Origin of the sequence: Iodidimonas gelatinilytica (assembly GCF_008579125.1) — a bacterium.
Classification (GTDB): domain Bacteria; phylum Pseudomonadota; class Alphaproteobacteria; order Sphingomonadales; family Rhodothalassiaceae; genus Iodidimonas; species Iodidimonas muriae.
The window spans coordinates 177479-203887 of the sequence record NZ_BKCL01000001.1; the positions used below are offsets into that span (position 1 = coordinate 177479).

Annotated in this window: 25 protein-coding genes and 2 pseudogenes; 16 read left to right on the forward strand and 11 right to left on the reverse strand. The window is 54.9% G+C overall.

Annotated features, from left to right (window positions below; translation table 11 throughout):
* Nucleotides 1-60: 60 nt before the first annotated feature.
* The gene (locus tag JCM17844_RS00760; RefSeq protein WP_149999226.1) at nt 61-243 is read right to left on the reverse strand and encodes a hypothetical protein; all 183 of its coding nucleotides are present in this window, start codon (nt 241-243) and stop codon (nt 61-63) included.
* A 111-nt stretch (nt 244-354) separates the two neighbouring features.
* On the opposite strand from JCM17844_RS00760, the gene proB reads away from it, so the two are divergent.
* From proB to JCM17844_RS00780, 4 genes are all read left to right on the forward strand, one after another.
* Nucleotides 355-1512 carry a glutamate 5-kinase gene (gene proB, locus JCM17844_RS00765; protein WP_149999227.1) on the forward strand — a complete coding sequence of 386 codons (1158 nt, stop codon included), beginning with the start codon at nt 355-357 and terminating at the stop codon, nt 1510-1512.
* Complete coding sequence (locus JCM17844_RS00770; protein ID WP_149999228.1) at nt 1509-2798, forward strand: glutamate-5-semialdehyde dehydrogenase; 1290 nt, start codon at nt 1509-1511, stop codon at nt 2796-2798. Before proB ends, JCM17844_RS00770 begins: the two co-directional genes overlap by 4 nt.
* A gap of 79 nt (nt 2799-2877) precedes the next feature.
* On the forward strand, nt 2878-4047 hold the full coding sequence (locus JCM17844_RS00775; RefSeq protein WP_149999229.1) for an LL-diaminopimelate aminotransferase: 1170 nt from the start codon (nt 2878-2880) through the stop codon (nt 4045-4047).
* Nucleotides 4048-4337: 290 nt separating this feature from the next.
* Nucleotides 4338-5003: a CGNR zinc finger domain-containing protein gene (locus JCM17844_RS00780; RefSeq protein WP_149999230.1), complete on the forward strand. Its 666-nt coding sequence runs from the start codon at nt 4338-4340 to the stop codon at nt 5001-5003.
* A gap of 49 nt (nt 5004-5052) precedes the next feature.
* Here the strand turns inward: JCM17844_RS00780 and JCM17844_RS00785 are convergent, their stop codons facing one another.
* The gene (locus JCM17844_RS00785; RefSeq protein WP_149999231.1) at nt 5053-5727 is read right to left on the reverse strand and encodes a uracil-DNA glycosylase; all 675 of its coding nucleotides are present in this window, start codon (nt 5725-5727) and stop codon (nt 5053-5055) included.
* A complete protein-coding gene (locus tag JCM17844_RS00790) occupies nt 5724-6344 on the reverse strand; it encodes a LabA-like NYN domain-containing protein (protein WP_149999232.1) in 621 nt (206 codons plus the stop codon). The genes JCM17844_RS00785 and JCM17844_RS00790 overlap by 4 nt, the downstream gene beginning before the upstream one ends.
* Before the next feature lie 120 nt (nt 6345-6464).
* Here JCM17844_RS00790 and folK point away from each other — a divergent pair, with 120 nt between their 5' ends.
* The 6 genes from folK (at nt 6465) to JCM17844_RS00820 (ending at nt 11384) form a co-directional block, all read left to right on the forward strand.
* Nucleotides 6465-6995 carry a 2-amino-4-hydroxy-6-hydroxymethyldihydropteridine diphosphokinase gene (gene folK, locus JCM17844_RS00795; RefSeq protein WP_210431073.1) on the forward strand — a complete coding sequence of 177 codons (531 nt, stop codon included), beginning with the start codon at nt 6465-6467 and terminating at the stop codon, nt 6993-6995.
* 110 nt (nt 6996-7105) lie between these two features.
* Nucleotides 7106-8269 (forward strand): pyruvate dehydrogenase (acetyl-transferring) E1 component subunit alpha, encoded by a 1164-nt coding sequence (gene pdhA / locus JCM17844_RS00800; protein ID WP_210431074.1) that lies wholly within the window; start codon nt 7106-7108, stop codon nt 8267-8269.
* Complete coding sequence (locus tag JCM17844_RS00805; RefSeq protein WP_149999233.1) at nt 8262-9239, forward strand: alpha-ketoacid dehydrogenase subunit beta; 978 nt, start codon at nt 8262-8264, stop codon at nt 9237-9239. The genes pdhA and JCM17844_RS00805 overlap by 8 nt, the downstream gene beginning before the upstream one ends.
* A gap of 11 nt (nt 9240-9250) precedes the next feature.
* On the forward strand, nt 9251-9736 hold the full coding sequence (locus JCM17844_RS00810) for a biotin/lipoyl-containing protein (protein WP_149999234.1): 486 nt from the start codon (nt 9251-9253) through the stop codon (nt 9734-9736).
* Between the two features lie 32 nt (nt 9737-9768).
* Nucleotides 9769-10506, forward strand: a complete 738-nt coding sequence (locus JCM17844_RS00815) for a 2-oxo acid dehydrogenase subunit E2 (protein WP_149999235.1) — start codon at nt 9769-9771, stop codon at nt 10504-10506.
* 104 nt (nt 10507-10610) lie between these two features.
* Nucleotides 10611-11384 (forward strand): M48 family metallopeptidase, encoded by a 774-nt coding sequence (locus JCM17844_RS00820; protein WP_210431075.1) that lies wholly within the window; start codon nt 10611-10613, stop codon nt 11382-11384.
* Here the strand turns inward: JCM17844_RS00820 and JCM17844_RS00825 are convergent.
* Nucleotides 11381-11830 (reverse strand): hypothetical protein, encoded by a 450-nt coding sequence (locus JCM17844_RS00825; RefSeq protein ID WP_149999236.1) that lies wholly within the window; start codon nt 11828-11830, stop codon nt 11381-11383. The two genes, JCM17844_RS00820 and JCM17844_RS00825, sit on opposite strands and share 4 nt — an antisense overlap.
* A 2-nt stretch (nt 11831-11832) precedes the next feature.
* Nucleotides 11833-12117: an ElaB/YgaM/YqjD family protein gene (locus JCM17844_RS00830; protein ID WP_149999237.1), complete on the reverse strand. Its 285-nt coding sequence runs from the start codon at nt 12115-12117 to the stop codon at nt 11833-11835.
* 384 nt (nt 12118-12501) lie between these two features.
* Between JCM17844_RS00830 and JCM17844_RS00835 the strand changes: the two genes are divergently transcribed.
* The 4 genes from JCM17844_RS00835 to JCM17844_RS00850 all read left to right on the forward strand — a co-directional run bounded on the left by JCM17844_RS00835 (nt 12502) and on the right by JCM17844_RS00850 (nt 15251).
* A complete protein-coding gene (locus JCM17844_RS00835) occupies nt 12502-13092 on the forward strand; it encodes a superoxide dismutase (RefSeq protein WP_149999238.1) in 591 nt (196 codons plus the stop codon).
* A gap of 262 nt (nt 13093-13354) precedes the next feature.
* Nucleotides 13355-13846 (forward strand): RNA polymerase sigma factor, encoded by a 492-nt coding sequence (locus tag JCM17844_RS00840; RefSeq protein ID WP_188873353.1) that lies wholly within the window; start codon nt 13355-13357, stop codon nt 13844-13846.
* 140 nt (nt 13847-13986) lie between these two features.
* Complete coding sequence (locus tag JCM17844_RS00845; protein WP_149999240.1) at nt 13987-14343, forward strand: MFS transporter; 357 nt, start codon at nt 13987-13989, stop codon at nt 14341-14343.
* Entirely contained in the window at nt 14322-15251 is a 930-nt protein-coding gene (locus JCM17844_RS00850) for an MFS transporter (protein WP_149999241.1), read from the forward strand. Before JCM17844_RS00845 ends, JCM17844_RS00850 begins: the two co-directional genes overlap by 22 nt.
* Here the strand turns inward: JCM17844_RS00850 and JCM17844_RS00855 are convergent.
* The gene (locus tag JCM17844_RS00855; protein WP_149999242.1) at nt 15239-16255 is read right to left on the reverse strand and encodes an isoaspartyl peptidase/L-asparaginase family protein; all 1017 of its coding nucleotides are present in this window, start codon (nt 16253-16255) and stop codon (nt 15239-15241) included. The two genes, JCM17844_RS00850 and JCM17844_RS00855, sit on opposite strands and share 13 nt — an antisense overlap.
* A 560-nt stretch (nt 16256-16815) precedes the next feature.
* On the opposite strand from JCM17844_RS00855, the gene JCM17844_RS00860 reads away from it, so the two are divergent.
* Complete coding sequence (locus JCM17844_RS00860; protein ID WP_149999243.1) at nt 16816-18069, forward strand: type III PLP-dependent enzyme; 1254 nt, start codon at nt 16816-16818, stop codon at nt 18067-18069.
* Nucleotides 18070-18091: 22 nt separating this feature from the next.
* Nucleotides 18092-19141: a 1,9-bis(guanidino)-5-aza-nonane synthase gene (locus JCM17844_RS00865; protein WP_150001866.1), complete on the forward strand. Its 1050-nt coding sequence runs from the start codon at nt 18092-18094 to the stop codon at nt 19139-19141.
* Between the two features lie 78 nt (nt 19142-19219).
* Here the strand turns inward: JCM17844_RS00865 and JCM17844_RS00870 are convergent.
* The 5 genes and pseudogenes from JCM17844_RS00870 to JCM17844_RS00890 form a co-directional block, all read right to left on the reverse strand.
* Nucleotides 19220-19992 (reverse strand): annotated as a pseudogene (locus JCM17844_RS00870) (SDR family NAD(P)-dependent oxidoreductase).
* Nucleotides 19993-20002: 10 nt separating this feature from the next.
* Nucleotides 20003-20458 carry a MaoC family dehydratase gene (locus JCM17844_RS00875; RefSeq protein WP_149999245.1) on the reverse strand — a complete coding sequence of 152 codons (456 nt, stop codon included), beginning with the start codon at nt 20456-20458 and terminating at the stop codon, nt 20003-20005.
* Between the two features lie 123 nt (nt 20459-20581).
* A complete protein-coding gene (locus JCM17844_RS00880) occupies nt 20582-21379 on the reverse strand; it encodes a DsbA family protein (RefSeq protein ID WP_149999246.1) in 798 nt (265 codons plus the stop codon).
* 12 nt (nt 21380-21391) lie between these two features.
* A complete protein-coding gene (locus JCM17844_RS00885) occupies nt 21392-22750 on the reverse strand; it encodes a M48 family metalloprotease (RefSeq protein WP_149999247.1) in 1359 nt (452 codons plus the stop codon).
* A 185-nt stretch (nt 22751-22935) separates the two neighbouring features.
* Nucleotides 22936-25895: pseudogene (locus JCM17844_RS00890) on the reverse strand (Rne/Rng family ribonuclease).
* Nucleotides 25896-26409 lie beyond the last annotated feature (514 nt).

Consider the following 26409-nt stretch of genomic DNA (forward strand, 5'->3'; position numbering starts at 1 on the left):
AAGAAAAGCCCCGCTGCGATGGCGAGGCGGGGCTGGTGTTCCTTGTCTGATCGCAGGTTGTCAGGAAGGCATCCCCATTATGGTGCTGAAAAGCACCACCACGGTAATCCCCACAAGTAGGGTCTGAGAGAACAGGCTTGGAAGAAAGCGTGCCGTCATAGGGGGCATGAAGGCCACCGCTTCATCACCGGCCATTGTCAGGAAATGCGCTTCTGAGCGCTTTGTGTGCGTTGCAATAATCATGAGTGCAGGATATGCATGTTTCTGTCGCTGTCAACACAGATAATAGATAAAAATTACCAAAAGAAGCTAAAATTTAGCAAGATGAAGAAGGAAAGGCGAGGAATTTCGCGCATGCAGCACGAACAAGAAGTCCCAACAGACAGGCTTTTGAAAGCAAAGCGTGTGGTCATCAAGGTTGGCTCGGCCTTGCTTGTGGAGCGTGGCCGTTTGCGTCGTCGCTGGCTGGATGCGTTGGCCGCCGATATTGTGGCGATGCGGGCGCGGGGGCAGCAGGTGGCCCTTGTTACATCCGGGGCTGTGGGCATTGGACGGGCGGCATTAGGCGGCGTGATCCGTGATTTGTCGGACCGACAAGCCGCTGCAGCCGTCGGGCAAATCCGGTTGTTTGACGCTTATCGCCGTGCGCTGGCGCGGCATGGGGCCGTTGGGGCGCAGATGTTATTGACACCGGGCGATACGGAAGACCGGCTGCGCCATTTGAATGCGCGGGCCACAATGGAAGCGCTGTTGACCCGGTCGATCATCCCGATCGTCAATGAAAACGATACGGTGGCCTTCGATAAACACAAATTCGGCGATAATGACCGCCTTGCGGCACGGGTCGGGCAATTGATCAGTGCCGATCTGGTGGTGTTGTTATCGGATGTGGATGGGCTGTATGAAGCTGATCCCCGTTCGGTGCCCGATGCGGCCCATATTCCGGTGGTGACGGCGATTACGCCGGAAATTAAAGCGAAAGCCGGCCGTGCAGGCAGCAGCCTTGGCACCGGTGGAATGGCGGCAAAAATTGCGGCGGCCAGCCTTGCGCTTGGGGCCGGGTCTTATATGGCCATTGCCAATGGGCAAAAGAATGGTGCTTTGGGGGCTTTAGCGCGGGGAGAGGCGCGCGCCACATGGTTTGTCCCTTCGTCTGAACCATTGACCGTGCGCAAGCAGTGGATCGCTGCCACCGTAGAGCCCAGCGGAACCATTATAGTGGATGCCGGAGCCGTCAAAGCGCTTTATGCGGGAAACAGCCTTTTGAGTGTTGGGGTCACAGCGGTGGAAGGTGAATTTTCGCTCGGCGATCCCGTGCGTGTCCGCAGTGCAATGGGGCAAGATATTGGTATTGGCCTGATCAGCTATGATTCAGATGATGCCCGAATTATCGCCAGAAAACGGTCAGAGCATTTTGAGGCATTGTTAGGCTATCAAGGCCCGGACGCGCTGATCCATCGAGACAATCTCGCCATGACCATTCATCAAGATGCGATGGAGGAAGCCCAATGAGTAGGAGTGTGAAGAAAACTGTGACTGATCTTGACCTGCACGACCAGATGATCGCTTTGGGAGATGCTGCAAAGGCCGCCCAGAAAATCTTGCAACGCAGTTCCCATGCGGTGCGCCAGAATGCCTTGAAAGCGGCCGCCGCCGCCATTCGTGAGGCCGAAGCCGATCTTTTGGAAGCCAATGCTGCCGATGTGGCGCAAGCCCGCGAGATGGGAAAGGATGACGCCTTCATTGACCGGTTGGCCCTGGATGAAGGGCGGATCGAAGGCATGGCCGCAGGGCTGGATGCCATTGCGGAACGGCCTGATCCTCTGGGTGCCATCGATCAATCCTGGGACCGGGCCGATGGCATGCACTTTGACCGGGTGCGGGTGCCTTTGGGGGTTGTTGCGGTGATTTTTGAAAGCCGTCCCAATGTGGCGGCGGATGCGGCCGCGCTGTGTTTGAAGTCCGGCAATGCCACCATCTTGCGTGGGGGCAGCGAAAGCCGTCGCTCGGTGGAACGGATATTACAGGCGGTGCGCCACGGGCTGGAAAAAGCCGGACTTCCTGCTGAAGTTGTGAATATCGTGCCGACACAGGACCGTGCCGCCGTGGGCGAATTGTTCCGTATGACCGAGCATATAGACCTGTTGATCCCGCGCGGTGGCCGGTCTTTGGTGGCTCGGGTGCAAGAGGAAAGCCGGGTGCCGGTTCTTGGTCATCTGATGGGGGTGAATCACAGTTATGTTCATGCCTCTGCAGACCCGAAAATGGCGCAAGAGGTGGTGGTGAACGCCAAGATGCGCCGCACCGGCGTCTGCGGAGCCACGGAAACCATGCTGATTGATCGGGCCATTGCCTCCGAGATGCTTCCCGGTCTTGTTCACGCCTTGAGCGCGGCCGGATGTCGGGTGCGCGGTGATGAAACGGCCAAAAGCATTTGTCCCGAAATCGAAGCGGCAAATGAAAGCGATTGGGATCAGGAATGGCTGGATGCTGTGATCGGCGTTCATGTGGTGGACGGGGTGGATGAAGCCCTTCAGCATATCGACCAACATGGCACCGGCCATACGGAATGTATCCTGGCAAGCGATCAGGAGGTGGCCGATCGCTTCTTGCGGGATGTGGATGCCGCGATTGTCATGCACAATGCCTCCACCCAATTTGCCGATGGTGGCGAATTCGGCTTTGGTGCTGAAATTGGCATTGCCACAGGTCGCCTGCATGCTCGCGGGCCGGTGGGGGCCGAACATCTGACCAGCTATCATTATCATGTTCGGGGAACGGGCCATATCCGCCCCTGAATGCTTTCCCATTTCCGCGCTGCCTTTTTCGAAAAGGCCCGAATGGGCAGCGCACAAGCCATCGTGAAAGAATGACGCCATGACATCCGATTTCTACCGCATCCGGCGCTTGCCGCCTTATGTCTTTGCCGAAGTGAATGCGTTAAAGGCGGCGGCAAGGGCGCGCGGGGAAGATGTGATTGATTTCGGGATGGGCAATCCCGATCTGCCCACACCGCGCCATGTGGTGGACAAACTCACCGAAGCGGTGCAAGACCCCAAAACCCACCGTTATTCAACCAGCCGGGGTATTCCGGGGCTGCGTAAGGCGCTGGTGGGTTGGTATCAGCGCCGCTTCGGGGTGGATCTGGACCCGGACAAGGAAACATTGGTCACATTGGGATCAAAGGAAGGGCTGGCCAATCTGGCGCAGGCCATCACAGCCCCCGGCGATGTGATCTTATGCCCCAATCCCAGCTATCCCATCCATGCCTTCGGCTTTACTATTGCTGGCGCCTCGGTACGCAATGTGCCGCTATTGCCATTGGATAATTTCGTGGGGGAATTGGAAAAGGCCTGCCGCCATTCGGTGCCACGCCCATCGGCCCTCATCCTGAACTTTCCATCCAATCCCACGGCAAAAATAGTGGATCTGGATTTTTATGCGGACATGGTGGCCTTCGCCAAGCGTGAGGGGCTTTATATCCTGTCTGATATCGCCTATGCGGAGATTTATTTCGATGGCAATCCACCGCCGTCGATCTTGCAGGTGCCGGGCGCAAAAGATGTGGCGGTGGAATTTTCTTCCCTGTCCAAAACCTATTCCATGCCCGGCTGGCGTATCGGCTTTGCCGCTGGAAACCCCAAGCTTATCGGGGCGTTGGCGCGGGTGAAATCCTATCTGGATTATGGGGCGTTCACCCCCATTCAGGTGGCGGCCACAGCCGCTTTGAACGGCCCGCAGGACTGTGTGGCCAAGCATCGGGCAATTTATCAGGCGCGACGGGATGTGCTGGTTTCATCTTTTGCCCGCATTGGCTGGGACGTGCCATCACCGCCTGCGACCATGTTTGCATGGGTGCCGATCCCGGAAAAATATCGCCATATGGGGTCGGTGGGTTTTTCCAAGCTCTTGCTTAATGAAGCGCAGGTGGCGGTGTCGCCGGGTTTGGGCTTCGGGGAATATGGCGACGGTCATGTGCGTATTGCACTGGTGGAAAACGAACACCGCATCCGTCAAGCGGCGCGGAATTTGAAGTGCTTGTTTTAAGAATAAAACGTAAAGTAGGGTGCCGTTGAAAGTGTTCAGGCGGCACCCTTTGGTTCATTTCCCAGCCTCATGTGATCCAGAATCCGCCATGGCGAAGGCTGGAAGGCCGGTTGCGGCTTAAACGCCGCCAGCGGCGCTCAGCCTGTGCGTGGCGCGTGGGAGCGGTGAACGTCTTGTCTGTTGCGCAGGGCATTGAGTGTCTCCACCTTTAAAAAGCCATATACAGGTTATATATTGAGTCCATGAGGAGCTCAAACCAATAAAATTATCTTTAAAGGTTAGATATTGTAATGACCGAAACACACATGCCTGATGACGCGTCCAAGTCGCTGCATATATGGGGCGAGGATGATTTTATCGGTGGTGCCGTGGCGTTGGATTTCGTTAATTCCGCACCGCTACGACGTAAGGCGGAGCAGGCCGAAGACAGGCTCGATGGCTATATGGAATTGATGCGCTGGAGCGTCGCAGCCGGTTCTCTATTTGATAGGGAGGTGGACGCTTTGCGCGATATGGCGCAAGATAATGCGGAAGAGGTCGGGCAAATCATGGAACAGGCTCGTCTTTTGCGAAAGGGGATCAAGGCAATTATAAGTGCCTGCGCACAAGGGCACGCGCCGGATCCGGACAGCATTGCCGTGGTCAATGTCTGGCACATGGAGGCACAAGCGGCTCAAACCCTGGTCTGGGGTGATAAAGGGCCAAAATGGTGCTGGAAGGAGGGGGCAAGTCTTGCACGACCGCTTTGGCCGGTGGCCCAATCGGTGATGGATTTGATTTTTCAAGCGGACCATGACCGCCTGCGAACTTGCGGAAATGACCGGTGCCACTGGCTGTTTCTGGATAGCAGCAAGGCGGGACGGCGGCGATGGTGTTCCATGCACAGCTGCGGCAACCGCGCCAAGGCAGCACGTTATCACCGGCGTTGCAAATCAAAACAGGCGGAGGCCGGTTGAGGACACGATTTCTCTTTAACCGCCGCTTTTTTACCTGACGCCACTCTCTTTAGTCGACAGTCTCGACGGCTTTTTCAAAGGCCTGCTCGAACATCTCGGTGGTGAGCCTACCGGTATTCACATTATACCGCGAGCAATGATAGCTATCCACAAGGACAAGATCATCAATCCGGTGCACAGCGCCGTGGCCAAAGGGATGTTTTGAGCGCACTTGCCCAAGGCTTGTGAGAACCGTGTCATGGGCGATGCGGCCTAAAATGAACAGCACCTTGAGATTGGGCAGCGCACCCATCGCACTTAAAAGAAAAGGACGGCAGGTGCGGACCTCGGCCCCGGTTGGTTTGTTTTCCGGCGGCACGCAGCGCACCGCATTGGTGACCATGGCGCGTTTTAAACGCAGTCCATCTTCGGGATCGGCTTTGAAGGTGCCTGTGGCAAAGCCGAATTTCACCAAGGTGGGATATAGAAGATTGCCTGCATAATCCCCGGTAAAAGGCCGGGCTGTGCGGTTGGCCCCGCGCACACCGGGGGCCAAGCCGACAATCAGAATCTCTGCATCCGGATCGCCAAAGCTGGGGACGGCGCCATTGAAGAAATCGGGAAATTTACGCTTGTTATCTTCCCGATACTGCACCAAACGAGGACACAGAGCGCAATCGGCTGGCGGATCGGCAGGATAGGATTCGTTCAGGTTCGCTGTCACGCCCGGGTCCGCTTTGCTCATGCAGGATCGTCTTCATAATCCTCGTCATCATCGTAATAGCCGTCGTCGTCCTCATAGGGGTCGCCGATATCCGCATCTTGCTGTGCTTGGCGGGGACGCGAGAAATGATCACGGATCCTGGCAAGATCCACATATTGATCTGCCTGACGGCGCAATTCATCAGCCACCATGGAAGGCTGTGTGGTGTTGGAGGAAATCACGGTTACCCGCACGCCCTTTCTTTGGATCGCTTCGATCAGGCGGCGGAAATCGCCATCGCCCGAGAACAGCACCACATGATCAAGGGATTCCGAAAGCGCCAGCATATCAACGGCAATTTCGATATCCATATTGCCTTTGACCTTGCGGCGTCCGTGTTCGTCGGTAAATTCTTTGGTGGGCTTGGTGACCAATGTGAAGCCATTATAGTCCAGCCAGTCGATCAGCGGACGCAAGGGAGAGTAGTCTTGATCGTCCATGATCGCGGTATAGTAGAAAACGCGAACAAGGCGTCCTTGCTCTGCAAAAAAAGTTTTTAGCTTTTTATAATCGATTTCCATGTTCAAAGAACGGGCCGTTGCATAAAGATTGGCACCGTCGATAAAAACGCCGATTTTTTCGTCAGGGTAGAATATCATGAGGTTACGTCCGTTTTTAAAGTGCCTGAATGATGCAGACCATAAAGTGACCGGCAGCAAGGCATAGAAATTTTTTGATCAACCTGCAACAGAAACTATCTGGGAAGAATAATCGGGCAAATGATGGCATATATTGGGTTAGGCAGTAATCTTTCTACTAAAGCGGGCAATTCTGAAAAAACATTACGTTCTGCGCTTTCTCTTCTTCCCAACTTTGGCGTTACTATCAAGACAATTTCCCCTTTTTACACCACAGCGCCTATCGGTCCTTTTGTACAGCCTGATTATGTCAATGCAGTGGCACATATTATCTGGGAAAAGGATGCTCGGAGTCTTTTAAATCAATTACATAAGGTCGAGGCTTTATTTTTACGAGAGCGCACCCAAAGATGGCAGGCGCGCACATTGGATCTGGATCTTTTGGACTTTGACAGTTTGGTGGTCCCCGATGCGGATACTTGGGAGCGGGCAGGGCGTACATCCAAGGCTCCGGATGGCTTGATCCTTCCGCATCCAAGATTGCATCAGCGACAATTTGTATTGCAACCTTTTTCGGATATCGCGCCGGAGTGGGTTCATCCGGTTCTGAAGTGCACCATATCCGAGCTTTTGGCGGCATTGCCGGATCAAAATGTTCGCCGCCTGGACTGATATGGCTTTCCTGCTTGATGATTTAACGGCGCAAATCCTGAAAAGCCCGGCAAAATAGCGGCTTTTTTTGATGTCTTGAGGTCTGTGCCGATAAAGGCCAAGATGGAGTCGTGAAAAGGAAAGCGGCACATATAAGCCGCTTCCATTTTGGGGACTTTTCGGAGGATCGTTATGCCAAGGCACGCCGTGGAGCGGCTGGCACTGTCACGCATCTGTCCATTCTGGATGAAACCGGTGCGGTTGATAAAGCGCTCGAGCCCGATATATCAGAAACCGACCTTTTGGAAATGCACAGGGCCATGCTGTATGGCCGTTGCTTTGACGAACGCATGTTGAAGCTGCAACGGCAAGGCCGCATTGGCACCTTTGCGCCGATCAAAGGTCAGGAAGCGGCGCAAATCGGTGCGGCGGCACATTTGCGCCCGTCCGATTGGCTGGTGCCGTCTTTTCGTGAAATTGCCGCCCAGATTTGGCGCGGGGCAAAGCCGCGCGACCTTTGGTTGTTTGCCGCCGGATATAATGAAGGCGTGGCAATCCCGGAAGACGCGCGGGATTTGCCGCTTTGCGTACCGGTGGCCACACAATTGCTCCATGCCGCCGGGGTGGCCTATGCCGCAAAATATCGCGGTGAAGATGATATCGTGATGACGTTCCATGGGGATGGCGCCACATCGGAAGGCGATTTCCACGAGGCATTGAATTTTTCCGGTGTTTTAGATCTTCCGGTAGTATTCGTATGCCAGAATAATCAATGGGCAATTTCTTTGCCTTTAGCCAAACAAACCCGATCCAAAACCATCGCCCAAAAAGCGGTCGCTTACGGTATTCCCGGCCTGCGCGTGGATGGAAATGACATATTGGCGGTATGGGTTGCTGCGAAAGAAGCGGTGGACCGCGCCCGAAATGAACAGATTCCCACACTTCTGGAATGTGTGACTTACCGCATGGAGGTGCATACCACCGCCGATGACCCCACCCGATATCGCACGGAAGACGATGTGGCCCCGTGGCGCAAGCGCGACCCCATCAGCCGCTTCGAGACATATCTGAAGGCAAAGGGGCTGATCGATGACAAAACATTGGAGGGCATGCGCGAAACCTTCCGCGATGCGTTGAAACATGATTGGCAAGAAACCCAAGAACGGATCGAAGAGCTGGATGCCGGCGATCCGATGGGCATTTTCGATGCGCTTTATGCGCAGGATTATCCACATATTACCGAGCAGAAAGCCTATTTCCGTGAACGTTTGAAACGGGAGCGGGCCCATGGCTGAACTTACGATGATTCAAGCGGTAAACCTGGCCATGCGCGAAGCATTGGCAGAGGATGACGCTGTGATCTTGCTGGGGCAAGATGTGGGGGTGGATGGCGGAATTTTTCGCGCCACCCAAGGATTGATAGAAGATTTCGGGGCGGCCCGCGTGCTGGACACGCCATTGGCTGAGGCCGGTATCATTGGCATGGCGGTGGGCATGGCGCTGAACGGGATGAAACCGGTGGCCGAGATGCAGTTTTCCGGCTTTTCCTATCAGGCGTTTCACCAGATTGAAAATCATGTGGCGCGGTTTCGCTGGCGCACCAATGGGCGTTTTTCTGTCCCTATGGTTATCCGCATGCCTTATGGCGCGGGGGTGCGGGCCTTGGAACATCATTCCGAAAGCCGCGAAGCCTATTGGGCGCACACGCCGGGTCTGAAATTGGTGATCCCGTCTGGCCCCATAAAGGCGCGGGCGCTTTTGGCTGCGGCGATCCGCGATCCCGATCCGGTGATTTTCTATGAACCCAAAGCCCTTTATCGCGCCTTTAAAGAAAACGTTCCCGATGTGGCCGAGCCTATCGAGATCGGCAAGGCGGATGTGGTGCGTGTGGGTAAGGATCTTACGCTGATTGCTTATGGGGCCATGGTGCCCCGGGCGGTGGACGCGGCAACCAAGCTGGCCGGTGACGGGATCGAGGCCGAGGTGATCGACCTGATGACCATTTCGCCTTTGGATGAAGAGACCATCATCCAATCGGTGAAAAAAACCGGCCGGGCTGTGGTGGTGCATGAAGCATCGCGCAGTTTCGGGGTGGGGGCGGAGCTATGTGCGCGGATCAATGACAAGGCGTTTTTCCATCTGGAAGCGCCAGTGAAACGGGTCACAGGCTATGACATTCACCCACCATTTTTCGCCCGCGAACAGCATTATCTGCCCAGCGTTTTGCGGATTTATGATGAAGCGCGCGAAACCCTAACTATCTGAACGGAGGCTCCATGCGACAGGATTTCAGGTTGCAAGACCCCGGTGAAGGCATTCACGAGGTTGAGGTTCAGGACATATTGGTGAAGCCCGGCGATGTGGTGGAAGATGGCGACACCGCCTTTGTGGTGGAATCTGATAAAGCCGCCATCGAGCTTCCCTCTCCTTATCACGGAACGGTGGCTGATATTCCCGTAAAAATCGGGGACATCGTTCGAGTGGGCGATGTTTTGATGACCGTAGAAACCGATGAAAAGGCGGTTGCATCAAAGGGAGAGGCTGCGTCTGACGCCCCTTCAATCAAGCAGGAAAATGAAGCGGGACCATCTGCGCAAAAGAGGGACGATGCGCCCGCCCATACTGGCTCCATAAAGGCAGCGCCCACAGCGCGCCGCTTGGCAAAAGAGCGCCATATTTCCCTTGCTGATATAAGGCCCACAGGTCCAAGGGCCATATCACGCGCGCCGATGTGGAGGCTTATGAAAAAGGCACGCAGATAAGGGAAGGACAGGGGAGCATCACAGCATCCCCCTTGCCGGATTTTTCACAATTCGGGCCGGTGCGCCGCACAGCCTTGCAATCGATCCGCAAGGCCACAGCACGGCATATGGCAAAGGCATGGGCGGAAATCCCCCATGTGATGCTGGAAGAACGCATCGACCTGACCGGGTTGGAACGCCGGCGTAAGCGCCACGCAATGGCTTTGGTGGAAAAAGGCGGGCCGCCCCTTACTTTATTGCCCTTTGTGGTAAAGGCCGTGACCATCGCCTTGAAGCAGCATCCGCGTTTCAATGCCAGCCTTGATATGGTCCGGGAAGAGATTGTCGAAAAAGACTATATCCATATGGGCATTGCCATGGATTCCGATCGTGGCCTGTTGGTGCCGGTGCTTCGGGATGCGGATCGGCTGGGCATTGTTGAATTGGCCGCAGCCTTGAAAGAGCTGTCGGAGCGGGTGCGGGCGGGCAAAGCCGGTCCTGCCGATTTAAAGGGCGGGACATTTTCCATCACCAATATGGGTGCATTGGGGGGGACCGGCTTTTTCCCCATCATCAACTATCCTGAATCGGCCATATTGGGCATGGGGCGGGGCAAGATCGAACCGGTGATTATCGGTGATCTGGACCATTATCATGTGGAAGCGGGCTTTATCGTTCCATTTTCGTTGAGCTTTGATCATCGCCTGAATGATGGGGCGGATGCGGCGCGGTTCTTATCCACGGTCCGGTCTGTGTTGACCGACCCTGATGCTATGGCCTTGACCATGTGACGGGGTTTTTTCTGCATCATTTACAAGCCGATATGATCAATCCTCTTTTGCCTGATGTCCGTTGCGGATAGTGTTGGAGACTGTGGGATTATCCAAAGGGTGAGATGATGTTGAGAAATGGCCGGTTTGGGACATATAGCCTGTGCGGTGCGCTTGGTTTGGTGCTTTTGGTGACGGCGTGCACCACCGCTCCTGTAAGCGGTCGGCGGCAACTGATTCTGGTGTCTCCAGAACAAAGCACGGCCTTGGGCCTGGAAGCCTATCAACAGATCAAGCAACAAACGCCGATTGTTACCGGAACGCAAGAAGCCCGGATGGTAGAGCGTGTGGGGGAAGCCATCAGCAAGGTGGTGGAAGGGGCAGAGGGATTCGAATGGGAATTTACCTTGTTCCGCGATGAAACACCCAATGCTTTTGCGCTGCCCGGTGGCAAGGTGGGGGTGAATACAGGCCTGTTTGATGTTGCCAAAACAGAGGCGCAGCTGGCCGCCGTTCTGGGCCATGAAATTGGCCATGTGATGGCGCGTCATTCCGCCGAGCGCATGAGCCGCGATATGGCAACGCAGCTTGGTCTTTCGGTTTTGGGTGCCGCCACCCAAAGTCAGGAAATGGTGGGGCTGGTATCCAATGCGGCAACTTTGGGGGTCAGCTTGCCGTTCAATCGCAGCCAGGAATCCGAAGCCGACCGCATTGGCCTGATTTATATGGCCAAAGCAGGCTATGATCCCCGTGCTGCAGTTGATCTTTGGGCAAATTTTGCGGCAGTAGGCGGTGAGCGGCCCCCGAAATTCCTGTCCACTCACCCCTTGCCGGAAGACCGCATCGAGCGCATCAAGAAGCATCTGCCTGAAGCGCTGGTTTTTTATAAAGGCAATTAATGAACGGGGGGCGATCCGCCATCCCAATTCTTTAATTGGTCGATCAGATCCCGCCGCAAAGATGGATTGGCCCCCAATGCCACGCCCATAAGCAAAGCAACGCCAAGGGTCGTTTTCGGACGATCCTTCATGCTTTTGCCGATCATTTCCCCGATATCGACCGCTTGCGCACTGGCGGGAGAGGCTGCGGACGCTTGATCGTGCCCCTTGGTTTTTTCTTTTTCCTGGCCAAGGGCCATATGCACCGCAGCCAAGGCCAGTATCAGCAAAATTACAGCGGTAATGGACAGGGCTGCCCAGATGGGTAGATATAAAGCCAAAGCCGCCACCAACGCCCCGCATAATAAAATGGCAACGACGGCGATTAACACAGCGGCGACCAGGATCAGCAACAAACGCTTGGCGGCATCTGCAGCGGCGGCTCTGAAAAGATTGCCCCCAATCATTGTCAGCGCCGGTTCAAAAGTGCGCCGACCAGAAAGCCAAGGCCCAAAGCAATCGCCAAAGCGGTAAGCGGGTTCTGTTCGATGCTGCCTTCAATCTGCTTTAAACCGGCTTCGCTTTTTGCACGGGCTTCACGCAAATGCCGTGCGGCGGCTTCACGGGCTTCCTGGCCTTTGGCGCTGGCATCGTCACCGAAGGCTCCGACAAGAGCCGCAATATCGGCACGCAGTTTCTGGACATCGGTTTTAAGGGCGTCCATTTCATCGGTATATTTTTTTTCTGTGGCCATGTTTCGATCTCCTGAAGAATGATGGTTCGGGCGTATTTCAAGCTAACGGTTCGCACAGATATTCGTTCCGAATCTATTGCAAAGCATCTGCTGGCGAAAAGCAATCTAGGGCCAGGCGGGGCTTTTGTGATTGAGCCAGATCAATCCGACTAAATTCTTGTTTTATCGGGAAAGATGAGGCGCTTTTTTCATGTCTTCGGGAATTATCCCTTGTATGCTACGGCATTGTGAACAATGTGTTCTCTGAGCCGTTAGGTTTCTGTCGGTGATGATGCTTGGGTCTTCTGTTTCTGCATGTGGTTTTGCCCCGGGGTTTCGGCGGCAATCATGGCATGAAACGGTGGCCGGCATTGTGTTTTGGATTTCTTTGATCGGAGACGATTTATGTTCGAATTGCCCAAACTCCCTTATGCAAAAGATGCGCTTGAGCCGCATATGTCAGCACAAACCCTCGAATTTCATCATGGCAAGCATCATGCGAAATATGTTGAAGTTGCCAATGATCTGATCAAGGGAACCGATAAAGAAGGGCAGTCGCTCGAGTCGTTGATCGTGTCCAGCTTTGGCAAGGATGCCAAGCTGTTCAATAATGCCGGCCAGATTTTCAATCATAACGAATTCTGGAAGTGCATGTCTCCCAATGGCGGGGGCGCGATCCCTGCGGCGCTGGAAGCCAAAATTGTGGAGGCGTTTGGGTCTGTGGATGCCTTCAAGGAAAAATTTGTGGCCGAAGGGGGCGCGCAATTCGGCTCTGGATGGGTTTGGCTGGTTTTGAAAGATGGCAAGCTGGAAATCATGAAAACAGCCAATGCGGAAAGCCCGCTGGTGCATGGTGCCACGCCGCTTTTGGTGGCTGATGTTTGGGAACATGCCTATTATCTGGATTATCAGAACCGCCGTCCCGATTTCTTGAAAACCTTCATCGAAAAGCTGGTGAATTGGGACTATGTGGCGGAAAATCTGGCCAAAGCCTAAGCCGAAAAAGCCCATCGGGCTTTGATACGACGAGCGGAAAATCAGAAAGGTGCATGCTTTTGTCATGCGCCTTTTTTGTTCCCTGAAAAAATCAAGCCCTGTGTTTTTATCAAGATAGAATGTTTCATGAACATGTCTGATAAGAACGAGAGATCAGCGCTTCCTGTGCTTATTAATACATTGAATTTAACTAAAAATTAATTACCATTCTTTTGACGTATTTTTTCATCTACTGTCTCTGTTCAAGATGGGAGAACGGACGATGGAACACGCTATTCTCGACCAGATGAAGCACGAGATACCGCATCTGCGCCGCTATGCCCGCTTTCTGACACGGGATCTGGATCAAGCCGAAGATCTGGTTCAGGATTCACTGGAGCGCGCGATCACCCGGGTGGACCGCTTCCGGGAAGGGTCGAATTTACGATCGTGGATGTTCACGATCATGCATAATCTGCATATTGACGGGTGCCGGAGCACCAAACGACGCGGGGTCCATGTGCCCGTGGAGGATTGGACGGAAGGATTGTCGCATCCGGCTCCGCAGCCTTGGAATATGGAAGCGCGGGAATTTGTCCGCGATTTTGATCGTCTGAGCCAGTCGGAGCAGAATGTGGTGATGATGGTGGGGGTGCATGGCTTTAAATATGAAGAAGCGGCCCAAAGGCTTGGGCTGGCTGTGGGCACCGTTAAAAGCAGATTGTTCCGCGCCCGTTTGTCATTGCGGGAAATGAACGGCAGCACCAAACATTAAAACCGCACCGGATCGGGCTGTGTGGGGTTCGGTTCTTGCCTGAATAGTGTGAAACCGGCGTTACAGAAATTGCATCTTATCAATGGACCGGATAGGACGGTTGATAGGAACAGGTGATTTCTGTGAAAGCTGCAAGTTCTATGCGCCCGGTTGTTTTCTCTATTTTTGCACTGCTTTTATGTGCGGCAATTTTGCAATTGGCCAATGGCTTGCAATTTACGCTGGTGCCTGTGCGCGCCGAGGCAGAAAATTTCGGTGATCTTGCCATCGCGCTTTTGGGATCGGGCTATTTCGCTGGCTATTTGATCGGCTGCATCATCGGCGCCCCGTTGATTGGTCGCGTGGGGCATGTGCGGGTGCTCACGGCCGTGCTGGCGGGTATTTGTGCCTTTGCCTTGCTTTACCCTTTGGCCATTGGCGAAGTGTTTTGGATGCTGGCGCGTGTGGGGACCGGCGTTTGTCTGGCCATTGCTATATGGCCATTGAAAGCTGGCTGAATGAACGGGCCCCCAATTCTGCACGCGGCGCGGTGCTGTCTCTTTATGCCTTGATCGGCATGACCATGCTGGCGGCTGGCCAGTTTTTACTGATGGCCTATCCAATAGGCGGTTTTCAGCTTTTTTCACTGGTCGCCATATTCACGGCTTTGGCCGCTATCCCGGTTGCCCTGACGCGGGCCCCGTTACCCGTGCCCGTACCGCAACCACGCCTTCGGATGCGCTCTTTGCTGAATGTGTCGCGGGTGTCGGTGGCGGGCAGCATTGCGGTGGGCTTTGCAAATAGTGCCTTTTGGGCTTTTGGACCGATTTTTGCGGCCCGTAACGGCATGAATGTGGATCAGATCAGCCTGTTCATGGCGCTGACTTTGTTCGGGGGCGCGGTACTGATGTGGCCCATGGGATATTTGTCTGATCGCCATGACCGGCGGTTGGTGGCAGGGCTGATCAGCGCGGGGGCTTTTGTTTGCGGTGTTGGGCTTGTTCTGGTGGCGGGGAAATCGCTTTATGGAACATTGGCTCTTGGGTGTTTGTTCGGTGGTTTTGCCTTCACCATTCAGCCAATTTGCATCGCCCATGCCAATGACCATGCAAGACCGGAAAATTTTGTCGGCATTTCCGGAGGGTTGTTGTTTCTTTATGGGGCCAGTTCGTTATTCGGGCCTTTGGCCACGGCATTTCTGATCGACCATTATGGGGCGGAAATGCTGTTTGTTTTCATTGCCGCTGTACACGGACTTGGCGCTTTGTCGATTTTTTACCTGCGGATGTTGCGGGCCCCGACACCGGATGCCGAGAAGGAAGACTTCCAGCTAACGCCGCGCACCACCATGGCGGCCTTTCAGTTGCACGATCATGACGAACCGACGCCGCCGTCAGATGAGCATAACGAGGCTCAGTCTTTATAGATTTCGACCTTTGGTTCGGGATGAGTGCTGGTTAATTGGCCGCGATACATGCCTTCCGTGTTGAAGCTATAGGCAATGGCTCCGTCATGGGCGAGGGCGATCACCCCGCCATCGCCGCCCAATCGGGTGAGATTCTGGTGGATAACCTGATCGGCGGCTTGTTGCACGGAATAGCTTTTGTATTCCATCAGGGCGCAGATCTCGCGGGCCACCGTTGCGCGGATGAAATATTCACCTGTGCCGGTGGCCGATACGCCACAGCTTTTGTTGTTGGCATAGGTTCCCGCACCAATGATCGGGCTATCGCCAATGCGGCCCCACATTTTGTTGGTCAATCCACCGGTGGAGGTGCCAGCGGCGATATTGCCGTCTTTATCCAGCGCCACAGCGCCAACGGTGCCGAATTCATGATCGCCGGGCGTGTTCAATAGCAGCAAGGCTTCCTTGTCTTTCTTTTGCACGGCCAGAAGTTGCTGATAGCGGCGTTCCGTATAGAAATAAGTGGGAGAAACCAGCGTGATATCATGGTCGCGGGCAAAGGCTTCCGCCCCTTCACGGGCCAGCATCACATGGCGCGATTGCTCCATCACGGCGCGGGCCAGCGTGATGGGATTGCGCACCCGGGTCACGCCGGTGATGGCTCCGGCATTCAAGGTGCGGCCATCCATGATGGCGGCGTCCAGTTCATTGCGCCCGTCATGGGTGAACACCGCCCCCTTACCGGCGTTAAAAAGATCGCTGTCTTCCATCACCATGATACTTGCGGTTACGGCATCAAGGGCGGTGCCACCGCTTTCCAGCACCGCGCGCCCTTTCATCAGGGCATCGCTAAGGGCGACCCGATAGGCGTCTTCGGTTTCATCGGTCATGCTGTCACGGGTGATGGTGCCGGCACCGCCATGGATCACCAAAGAATAGATATGGTCCTGGGCAGAGGCCGCTTGGGGGAGGGCCGAAATCACCCCCAAAACCCCTAAGCTCACAAGAATATGACGACAAAACATGGCTGTCTCCCGGTGGCTTGGTTCAGGCTTGTTTTCGATTGGATAGTCTACGCTTTCACCAGGTCTTCGCAAGTCTGCTGGCAGCTTGGGCAGGGGAGGAAAGGCCGTGATGCGATCCCGGATTTCAATTTTTGAAAATTGCCGCTTGTAAATGCGGAAAGGATCAGTCATATGGGCGTCACGTACGCGCACGTGCCTCTGTCCCGTTGGATTGGTTACGTAACGACGCGTGCTCTTTTTGTTGGTTGGGCTGGCGGCCTTTTTCAATGAGCCAGCACTGATTGATAAAGGGAGTCGCCAATGGCCTCCAACGAAGTGCGTTGCCCGGGTGGAATTTCCTCTCGCGGGCTTAAGATACTCGCCAGTGACCGAGGGTTCTGGCGATTCAGATTTATGGTTCTCGACAAACATAGTCCGAGACGGAAATAGCTCCCCTATAAGGAGCATTGCCGTTGCCGCCTGTTCCGTCTCTGCATTTATGAGCGGGCATGCGGTTGGTGAACTTTTCGTTCGCGTATCTTTTGGTAGCGAGCCCTTCGCGTTCACTCAGGACTGATGCCATGACCGCCCTTTATGCTTTTGCACCCCCTGCTGTCGAAACCGGCTTTGATACGGCTGTGCCGATGTTTTCGACCGTCGAAGAAGTGGTTTCGACCATTGCCGACGATCAGCCCATTCATGTGCTTTATCGCCAAACCATAGAAGCGGCGGCGCGGGCCTTTCTGACCGGCTTTCCCGGTCAGGTGATGTATGCGGTGAAGTGCAATCCCACCCCTGCGGTGCTGGAAACCTTGAGCATGGCCGGTATTCGCAATTTCGATGTGGCCTCGATCGAGGAAATCGATGCCGTGCGCCGGATCGACCATTCGGCCCGTTTGTATTTCATGCACCCGGTGAAAAGCCGTCGCGCCATCCGTTATGCTTATCTTGCCGGTGTGCGGGATTTCGCATTGGATAGCGAAGACGAGCTGGCCAAAATTCTGGAAGAAACTCAGGCGTCGGACCTGTCCTTGTTTGTGCGCTTGGGCTTGCCCAAAGGGGATGCGGCGCTGGATTTGTCGGGCAAATTCGGCATTGCAGGCGATGAGGCGGTGTCTTTATTGCGTGCGGCCCGCAAAGCGTCGAAATCTCTGGCCGTGAGCTTTCATGTGGGGTCGCAATGTATGAATCCGGAAAGCTATGCGCGGGCGATTGAAAAAGTGCGCGCCCTTGTGGATCAGGCCGGTGTGACCATTGATAGCCTTGATGTGGGGGGCGGTTTTCCGGTGGCTTATCCGGACATGACGCCGCCACCATTGGAGGCTTTCATGGAGGCGATCACGGAGGCAGTGGTGGACAATGGTTTTGGCGACACGGATCTTTTGTGCGAACCGGGGCGGGCTTTGGTCGGCGAGGGCGGCTCTGTTCTGGTGAAGGTGGAATTGCGCAAAGGCAATGCACTTTATTTGAATGATGGTACTTTTGGTGCATTGTTCGATGCCGGGTCCATTGGCTGGCGCTATCCCGTGCGGCGGGTGGATGTGCGAAACAGAAAAGAGGCGGCACATGGCCAGGAAACCATGGAAGCCTTTCGCTTTTTCGGGCCCACCTGTGACAGCATGGATGTAATGGAAGGGCCGTTTTTGTTGCCCGCCGATATTGGCGAAGGGGATTGGATCGAGATCGGGCATTTGGGAGCTTATGGCATTTCCATGCGCACCCGCTTTAACGGATTTCATTCCGACCTGACCGTGGCCGTTGGCCCCAGGGAAGCGCAAGGCACCAATGTGGTGCCCTTGCCACTGACCCTTGGGACCGCAATGGCTAATGCATAGTAAAGTCAAAAGAGGACGCAGCATGGCTGACACAGAGATCAATACCAATCGCAAGGCCGAGCTTTTGTCAAAGCCGGTGGAACATATCGACATCACCGCCTTTGATGCGCGGCCTTTGGTTGCGGCCATGGGAAAAATGTCGTTTACCTCACGCGATACGGCACGCGCGGCTGAAATTTATAACCGCATGTTGGCGGATAAGGATTGTTCGGTGATCCTGACACTGGCCGGTTCCACGTCGGCGGGGGGCTGCATGCATGTGTACCGCGATCTGGTAAAGGCGGGGATGGTGGATGCCATCGTTTCCACCGGTGCATCGATCATCGATATGGACTTTTTCGAAGCGTTGGGCTTCAAGCATTATCAAGGGGATTCCACCCTTGATGATAACGAATTGCGCGGCATGTATATCGACCGCATCTATGATACCTTTATCGATGAAGAAGAGTTGCAAGCCTGCGATCATACCATTCTGGAAATCGCCAACAGCTTGGAAACCCGGCCTTATTCCAGCCGTGAATTCATCCATGAAATGGGGCGCTGGCTGAAAAGCAATGCCAAGAAAAAAGACAGCCTGATCGAAACATGCTTTGATCATGATGTGCCTATTTTCTGTCCGGCCTTCACCGATAGCTCCGCAGGCTTTGGCCTTGTGAAGCATCAGGTGGAACGGATGAAGGAAAAGCAGCCTTATCTGACCATCGATTCCATCGCTGATTTCCGCGAACTGACGGATATCAAGATTGAAGCCGGTTCTACAGGATTGTTCATGGTGGGCGGGGGTGTGCCGAAGAATTTTGTGCAAGATACGGTGGTATGTGCCGAAATTCTCGGTGTGGATGCGGAAATGCACAAATACGCCATCCAGATCACCGTGGCCGACAGCCGCGACGGGGCCTGTTCCTCTTCAACGCTGAAAGAAGCGTCAAGCTGGGGCAAGGTGGAAACAGTCTATGAACAGATGGTGTTCGCCGAAGCCACCACCGTGGTGCCGCTGATCGCATCGGATGCTTATCATCAAGGGCATTGGAAGGGCCGCAAACCGCGCCACTTCAACCGTCTGTTTGATTGATCCGTTCGTAAATCATTCAAATAAAAAGGCCGCGCCCCTCGATCGGGTGCGGCCTTTTTGATGGGTGGAAGCTATCGCTTAGAAAACATCGGCAATGGTGGCGCCGCCATCGGCGATGATGGTCTGGCCGGTAATATAACGCGCCGCAGGGCTTGCCAGGAAAACAGCAACACCGGCCATATCCTCGGGCTCGCCAATGCGGCCAGCGGGCGTGATTTTTTCCACATAGGCGCGGGACTTCGGATCATCCCACAGCGCTTTGGCAAAATCGGTTTTGATCAGCCCGGTGCCAGGCAATTGATGCGCACACCCTTGGGAGACCATTCCACCGCCAGATTGCGGGCCACCTGAAAATCCGCGGCTTTGGAAATGGCATAAACACCGAGATTCTTGCTGCCTGAAAGGCCGGCAATAGAGGAAACAAGGACAATGGCCCCGTCGCCGCGTTCTGCCATTTCCGGCAGGACCATATGGGAGAGTTTGATGTTCGACCGCACATTATTGCCGATGATCTTGTCGAACGCATCGTCAGAGACATCGGCCATAGAGCCATAAACCGGGTTCGACGCGGCATTGCATACCAGAATGTCGATGCGTCCGAAGATCTTGCGGGTTTCTTCCACAAGATTGGCCAATTGGGCATTGTCCGAGATATTGCACGGAATCACCGCCGCTGTGCCGCCTTTTGCACGGATTTCTTCGGCCACCGGCTCGCAAGAGGCGGCCTTGCGTGACGACACCACCACTTTGGCCCCGCAATCGGCCATGGAAAGGGCGATGGCACGGCCAATGCCCCGCGATGATCCGGTAACGATAGCGACTTTATCTTGCAGCGAAAAAAGGGCGGTCATGGTGATCCTTTCAGGGAAACAGCAGAAAAACTTGATCGGCAACGCAGCCGGGTTTGTCGCTGCCGTCAATTTCGACCGTGGACCCGACAATACATTTGAGAGAGCCTTGCGGCCCTTGCGCTACGGCTTTCAGAACAAACCGTCCGCGTACTTTTGAACCAGATGGCACGGGGGCGGGAAAACGCACCGTATCGCAGCCATAATTGATGCCTTGGCGTACCGCATAATCTCCGAAGAAGTCGCCCATCAGTCCCGGCAGCAAAGACAAGGTGAAAAATCCATGGGCAATGGTGGTGCCAAAGGGACTTTCCGCCTTGGCGCGGGCCACATCAATATGGATCCATTGATGGTCGCCTGTGGCATCGGCAAAGGCATTGATGCGCTCTTGGGTCACATCATACCAGTCGGATAGAGCCAGTTCTTGTCCAACTTTGCTGCAAAGTTCGGGAAAGGGGAGGTCGGCCATAAAAATATCCCTGAAGATGAGAGGGGAAAAACACGGCAAACTTTGTCGCGTTTGGAGGCAAGGGGCAAGCCGCCATCACCGGCGGGCCCCTATTTTGGCGCAAGAATGGGATCTTTGGCTTTGTCAGCTTTGATCCTGAACAAGCGCCAGAATGGCATCATAGCCTTGGGCGCCCGCCAAAACCTTGCCATTGATCACATAGGTGGGGGTGCCGGTGATGCCGATCATACGCGCCAATTGAATGGTGCTGTTGAAATAATCCATGATGGCCGGATCATCCATATCCTTGCGGAACTGCGCCATATCAACATCAAATTCCCGCGCGATATCCAGAACGGCCCCTTTGTGCAAGCGGCCTTCATGGGTCATCAGTTTGTCGTGGAATTCAAGGAAATCGCCTTGCCGCGACATGGCAATGGCGGCGCGGGCCGCAAAGTGCGACACGCCATCCGGCCCTTCGCGGTCAAGCACCGGGAATTGCTTGAACACATAGCGGATCGTGTCGCCATGTTCGTCAAGCAGCCGAACCATATCGGGATGGGCCCGCCGGCAAAAGGAACAGCGATAGTCATAATATTCCACCACTGTTACCGGCGCGTTTTCATCGCCAACCACCGGCGAGAAGGGGTCTTGGCTGATATCTTCCCAGCGATCGGTGGCAAAAGATTGCAAGCGTTGCTGTTCGGCGCGTTCTTCGCGTTGCCGCAAAACAGCAATGGCTTGGGGCAAAATTTCCGGATTTTCCAGAAGATAGGCGCGGATGGTCTGTTCCAATTGGGCCTTGTCGCCACCGTCCATCATCGCGAGGGCACGGAAAGTTACAAGCGATAGGCCCACGCCAATGATCGCCAGAAAAAGGGCAAAAAGCGCAAGAAAAAGTGGAAGGCGACTGCCCTTTTGGGCGTCGGGTGCATGTGGCATGAACGTGATCCTTTAGCGGCGGCGGTTGGCGCTTTGCTCAAGCGCAAGGCCCGCGGCCTGACGAATATCCTGGGCGCGCAACCATTTGGGCGTTCCCGGTTCAAGGCCCTGGACGGCTTGATTGGCGTGCATGGCGGCCCGGCCCGGATTGCGCAACAGCATATAGCGTTCTGCTGTGGCAAGATCCGCCAAGGCGGGCATGTTATTGCGGGTATAGATGATCGCCAATTGATACCAGCCAAAGCTGTTATATGGGTCCAGCCGGACCGATTTTTCCAATATGGGCATGGCAAGCTTGTCGGTGTCGGGCTGTTCGCGGGCCACCAGAGCTTGCGCATATAAAGTAAGAATCAAAGGCTCGAAGGGGGCCAGTTCAGCGGCTCTCTTCAATTCGGGTAAAGAATCATCAACATGCCCGTTTTCCAGCAATATCTGGCCTTTTATTTCGTGATAAAAGGGATCGTCCGGCGATTCTGCGATCAGGCTGTCGGCTTCTGCCATGGCCATATCCCATTCCAGCGCCTTGTTATAGGCATAGATACGGGCATAGCGCGCCGGAACGCTGGTATCGCTGGGAGGATACCGGCCAAGGGTGCTTTCCGGTTGCCAGATATAGCCTTGCAGCTTGGCTTTGATCCGTTCGTATTTGGCCTGCAGGACGGGATCAGTCGGCACATCCCAATAAGGAGAGGCCTTCATCCTTTCCTCCACATTGGCGATACGATCACCGGACAGGGGATGGGTCAGAACATAGGGATTGATATTGGGGGATCGTAGAAGCTCTTGATAGCGGAATTTTTCGAACACTTCCAAAAGTCCGCGTCCCGACATTTTGGTCGTTTTCAAAAACTGCATGGCCGCCTGATCGGCCGAGGCTTCCTGTACGCGTCGGAATTTCAAAACTGTCCGTTGCGCAACCCCTTGACCGCCGGTGATGAGGCCAATGCCGGCTTCCGGTGCCCCTGCCGCAATGGCTGCAGCCCCCAAGACCAGACCAAGGATCGAGATATTTCCGGCAGGGGCCAAGGCTTCATCGAACCGTTGCACATGCCCGGCGGTCATATGGCCGGTTTCATGGGCGATAACGCCGATCACCTGATCCACATTATCGGTCTGCAAGATCAGGCCCGTATGTACGAAAATCGCCTGACCGCCAGCATAAAATGCATTCAGATTGGTGTCGTCGACGATAAAGATCTGCACGTCTTCGGGGCGTTGGCCGCCTGCTTCGAAAATCGGATCGGAAATTTCATGTAGGAAATGCTCGAATTCCGCATCGCGCAGGGTTCGGATCCCCTGAGCTGCGGCCGGGCGCATGGTCACCGAAAGCAGGAAGATGGCTAAAACAGACAGTCTGATGATCAACGACACACACTGGCTCCACACCGTAAAATTCGCAGCAATCTTAGAAGGGCGACATAAGTGCCGTCAACGCAATCAGAATGGCAGGCAGGCCTTATGCGCTTACTGGGAAACATAGTTCAGCATAGCAACAAGGCGGGATGATGGCATGCATCTCCCGCCTTGTCGGTCGTCTTGTAGCGTATTTCGGGGCTTTAGCGACCAAGGGCGCGTTGCCACCATCCCCGCTTGCGTTCCGTTTTTTCCGAACTGTCGGTCGTGGTGACTTTTTTGTGTTCTTTACCCTCGGGGGTGATGATCTGACGTTCGATCACGTCTTCTTTCATCGGTGCCGGAGCAGACAGCGCAGCTGATTCTCCTCTGGCATCTTCCCGGGGCTTTGATGCGGAAGCGGGGGCATCACTGACTGCCGCAGCCTTCGCTTCAACCTCAGCCGCAGGGGTAACCGGCGCAGAGGGGGCAGGGTTTTGTTTTTCCGTACCTTTCTGCTCATCCTTGCCGCTTTGGGAAGCCTCTTTTTGAGGCGCGGCATCGGGGGCTGTTTTCGGTGCGGCAGGTTTTCTCGTCCGCGTACGCCGAGCCTTGGGCTTTTCGTCTCCGTCATCTTTGCTTGTCGCATCAGATGCAGGGGGCGTGCTTTCATCCGTTGCCGCAGCCTTTTCCTTGGCGGCGGTCTTGCGGACAGGCGCTTTGCGCCGCCGGCGTGGTTTTTCAACCTCCGCATCCGGTGCATCGGCTTTTTCGGCCACTTTGTCTGCCGGCGCTTCGACATTGCCTTGGGACATGTCGGTGCTTTGGGGCGCATCGGTGGTTTCAGTGGATTCAGCGGTTTGGTCGCCCGCTGCAGCTGCTGCTGCCGGTGTTCTGCGCCTTACGCGGCGGCGTTTGCGGGGCTTGGCCTCGGCGGTATCATCGCCGTTTGATGTTGCTTTGCTGGCCAGAGCCTCTTCATTCTGGCTTGACGAGCCATCCGCTTCGACACTTGCCATTGGCGCATCGTCTGCAGCATTGGCCTGCACTGGTTCTTTTTCCTCGCGGTTTTCCGGTTGCTCGGATGATGTGCGGGACCGCCGCCGCCGTGAACGCCGCCGGGGCCGCTCGCCATTTTCTGTGTCCGAACCAGCCTTTGTTTCCTCTGTCTGTGGCGCGGATGCTTCCGTCACCTCGGATACAGAGGGTTGTTCACCGTCAGCCGCATGGGCTTGGTCATCGTTGGCAATCGAGGGTTGATCGGTGCCATTGGTGCTTTGTGCGGATTGCTGCTGATCGTCACCGCCGCGACCGCGCCTGCCACGCCGCCGCCGCCGCCGCTTTTTCTTGCGACCGCTTTCATCATCTTCATCAGAGCTTGCCCGATTATCCCGGGGTTCGCTTGGCCCGTCGGAGACGGCGGGCTGGCTTTGCACCACCGCTTCGGCCTGTTGTTGGGCATGGACCGCAGTTTGATCCTTGCCAGAAGAGACGGGCTGATCGGGATCTTTTGCAACGCGTTCCAGCTCCCAGGGGGAGGCCCCAAGATTGGCATCGGCTGTGATGCTGAGTGTGAAGCCATAGCGTTGCTCCAGATCAATCAGCATGTCGCGTTTTTGATTGAGCAGGTAAAAGGCCACAGAAGCGGGAGCCCGCACAGTCAGTTCGGCGCTGCGCTCGCGAATGCCTTCTTCTTCCAGTCCCCGTAAGATATTGAGCGAGGCCATTTCAACAGACGGCACCACCGCCGTGCCATTGCAGGTCGGGCAGGTGCTCATGGAGGCTTCAAGAAGATTGGGGCGCAGGCGCTGGCGCGACATTTCCATCAAGCCAAAGGACGAGACCCGACCTACCTGAATACGCGCCCGGTCCGATTTCAGCGCATCTTTCATGCGTTTTTCAACGGAACGGTTATTGCCGCGGTCTTCCATATCGATGAAATCAATGACGACAAGACCGGCCAGATCGCGCAGGCGCAATTGCCGCGCCACTTCGTCAGCGGCTTCAAGATTGGTCTTATAGGCGGTTTCTTCGATATTGTGCTCTTTGGTGGAGCGACCGGAGTTCACATCAATAGCGATGAGCGCTTCTGTGGGATTGATGACAATATAGCCGCCCGATTTCAGCTGAACGATGGGCGAATACATGGCCTCCAGCTGGTTTTCCACTTGATAGCGGTGAAACAGCGGAATGCGATCCTTATAATGTTGAACGCGTTTGGCGTGGCTGGGCATCAACAGGCGCATAAAGGATTTCGCCAGCTTATAGCCGTTTTCGCCCTCCACCTGGATTTCGTCGATTTCCCGGGAATAAAGATCGCGGATCGATCGCTTGATCAGATCGGCTTCTTCATGGATCAAAGCGGGAGCAACGGATTTAAGGGTCCGTTCGCGGATGCCATCCCACAGCCTGACCAGATAATCGAAATCGCGTTTGATCTCGACCTTGGTGCGGTTAAGGCCTGCGGTGCGGATGATGCAGCCCATGCCTTCCGGCACATTGAGCGACGCCATGACATCCTTGAGCTTTTTCCGATCGGCGGAATTGGCGATTTTCCGGCTGATGCCGCCACCATTTTGGCTGTTGGGCATCAGCACGCAATAGCGCCCGGCCAAAGACAAATAGGTGGTCAGCGCGGCGCCTTTGGTGCCACGTTCTTCTTTGACCACTTGCACCAGCAAAATCTGGCGGCGCTTGATTACTTCCTGAATTTTATAGTGGCGACGCAAAGCCTGTGCACGCCGGCGGCCCACATCTTCATAGTCGTCTTCACCAGAGATTTGTTCGACTTCCGGTTCGGAATCGTCGTCCAGTTCTGATGTTTCCGCATTGTCAGAGGCGGAGTCGGCCTTGCTTTCGGAAGCAGGTGCTTCTGTCTCATCCGTTTTGGATGTCTCGGTTTGAGCTTCTTCAGCCAGCAAGGCTTCCCGGTCTTCGGTGGGGATTTGATAATAGTCGGGATGAATTTCGCTGAAAGCAAGGAAGCCGTGGCGATTTCCGCCATAATCGACAAAGCAGGCCTGAAGGGACGGCTCGACGCGCGTCACCTTTGCCAAATAGATATTTCCTTTTAATTGCCGCTTGGCGACACTTTCGTAATCGAATTCTTCTACCTGTTGCCTTTGATAACGGCGACCCGGGTTTCTTCCGGGTGGCGCGCGTCGATAAGCATGCGCGTTGACATTGATATATTCTCCGAACGCCGCGCCGCGCCGACTTCCGGAATTGTCCGGGCGCGCTGGCGGGCGGGTAAGATTGAGTATGTGAGAAGGGAGAAGCCCAAATGGTCCGGTTGTCATTGGCGGCCAAGGCGCAAACATCCCGCGCCTGTCGAGGCGTTTTGGGGGATGAGAGTTGGTATGACACGTTATTTGTAACCATTGGTTTGGGCCGTAAGGCAAGTCACCGATTCTGTAGGACGTTCGCCCCATAGGGTTAAGGCCGTTTGCCGTAGAATTCGGCATTTCAGAACCGGCGCAAGTCGCATACTCTGGATTGTAAAAGCATGCGGCTGCGAGAACTTGTGTTCTTAATCTAGTCACTTGCCAAGCCCGTTACAATCATTTTGTGTGTTGATTTTCATCACTATGCAATCTTTTGTGGGTGTTATGGCACAAATGGTTCCCAAAGATGGAAAAACGACATTTTCTGCGCTATAGGCAATTCATTAACTCTGGCATGATCGGATAAGGGGACTG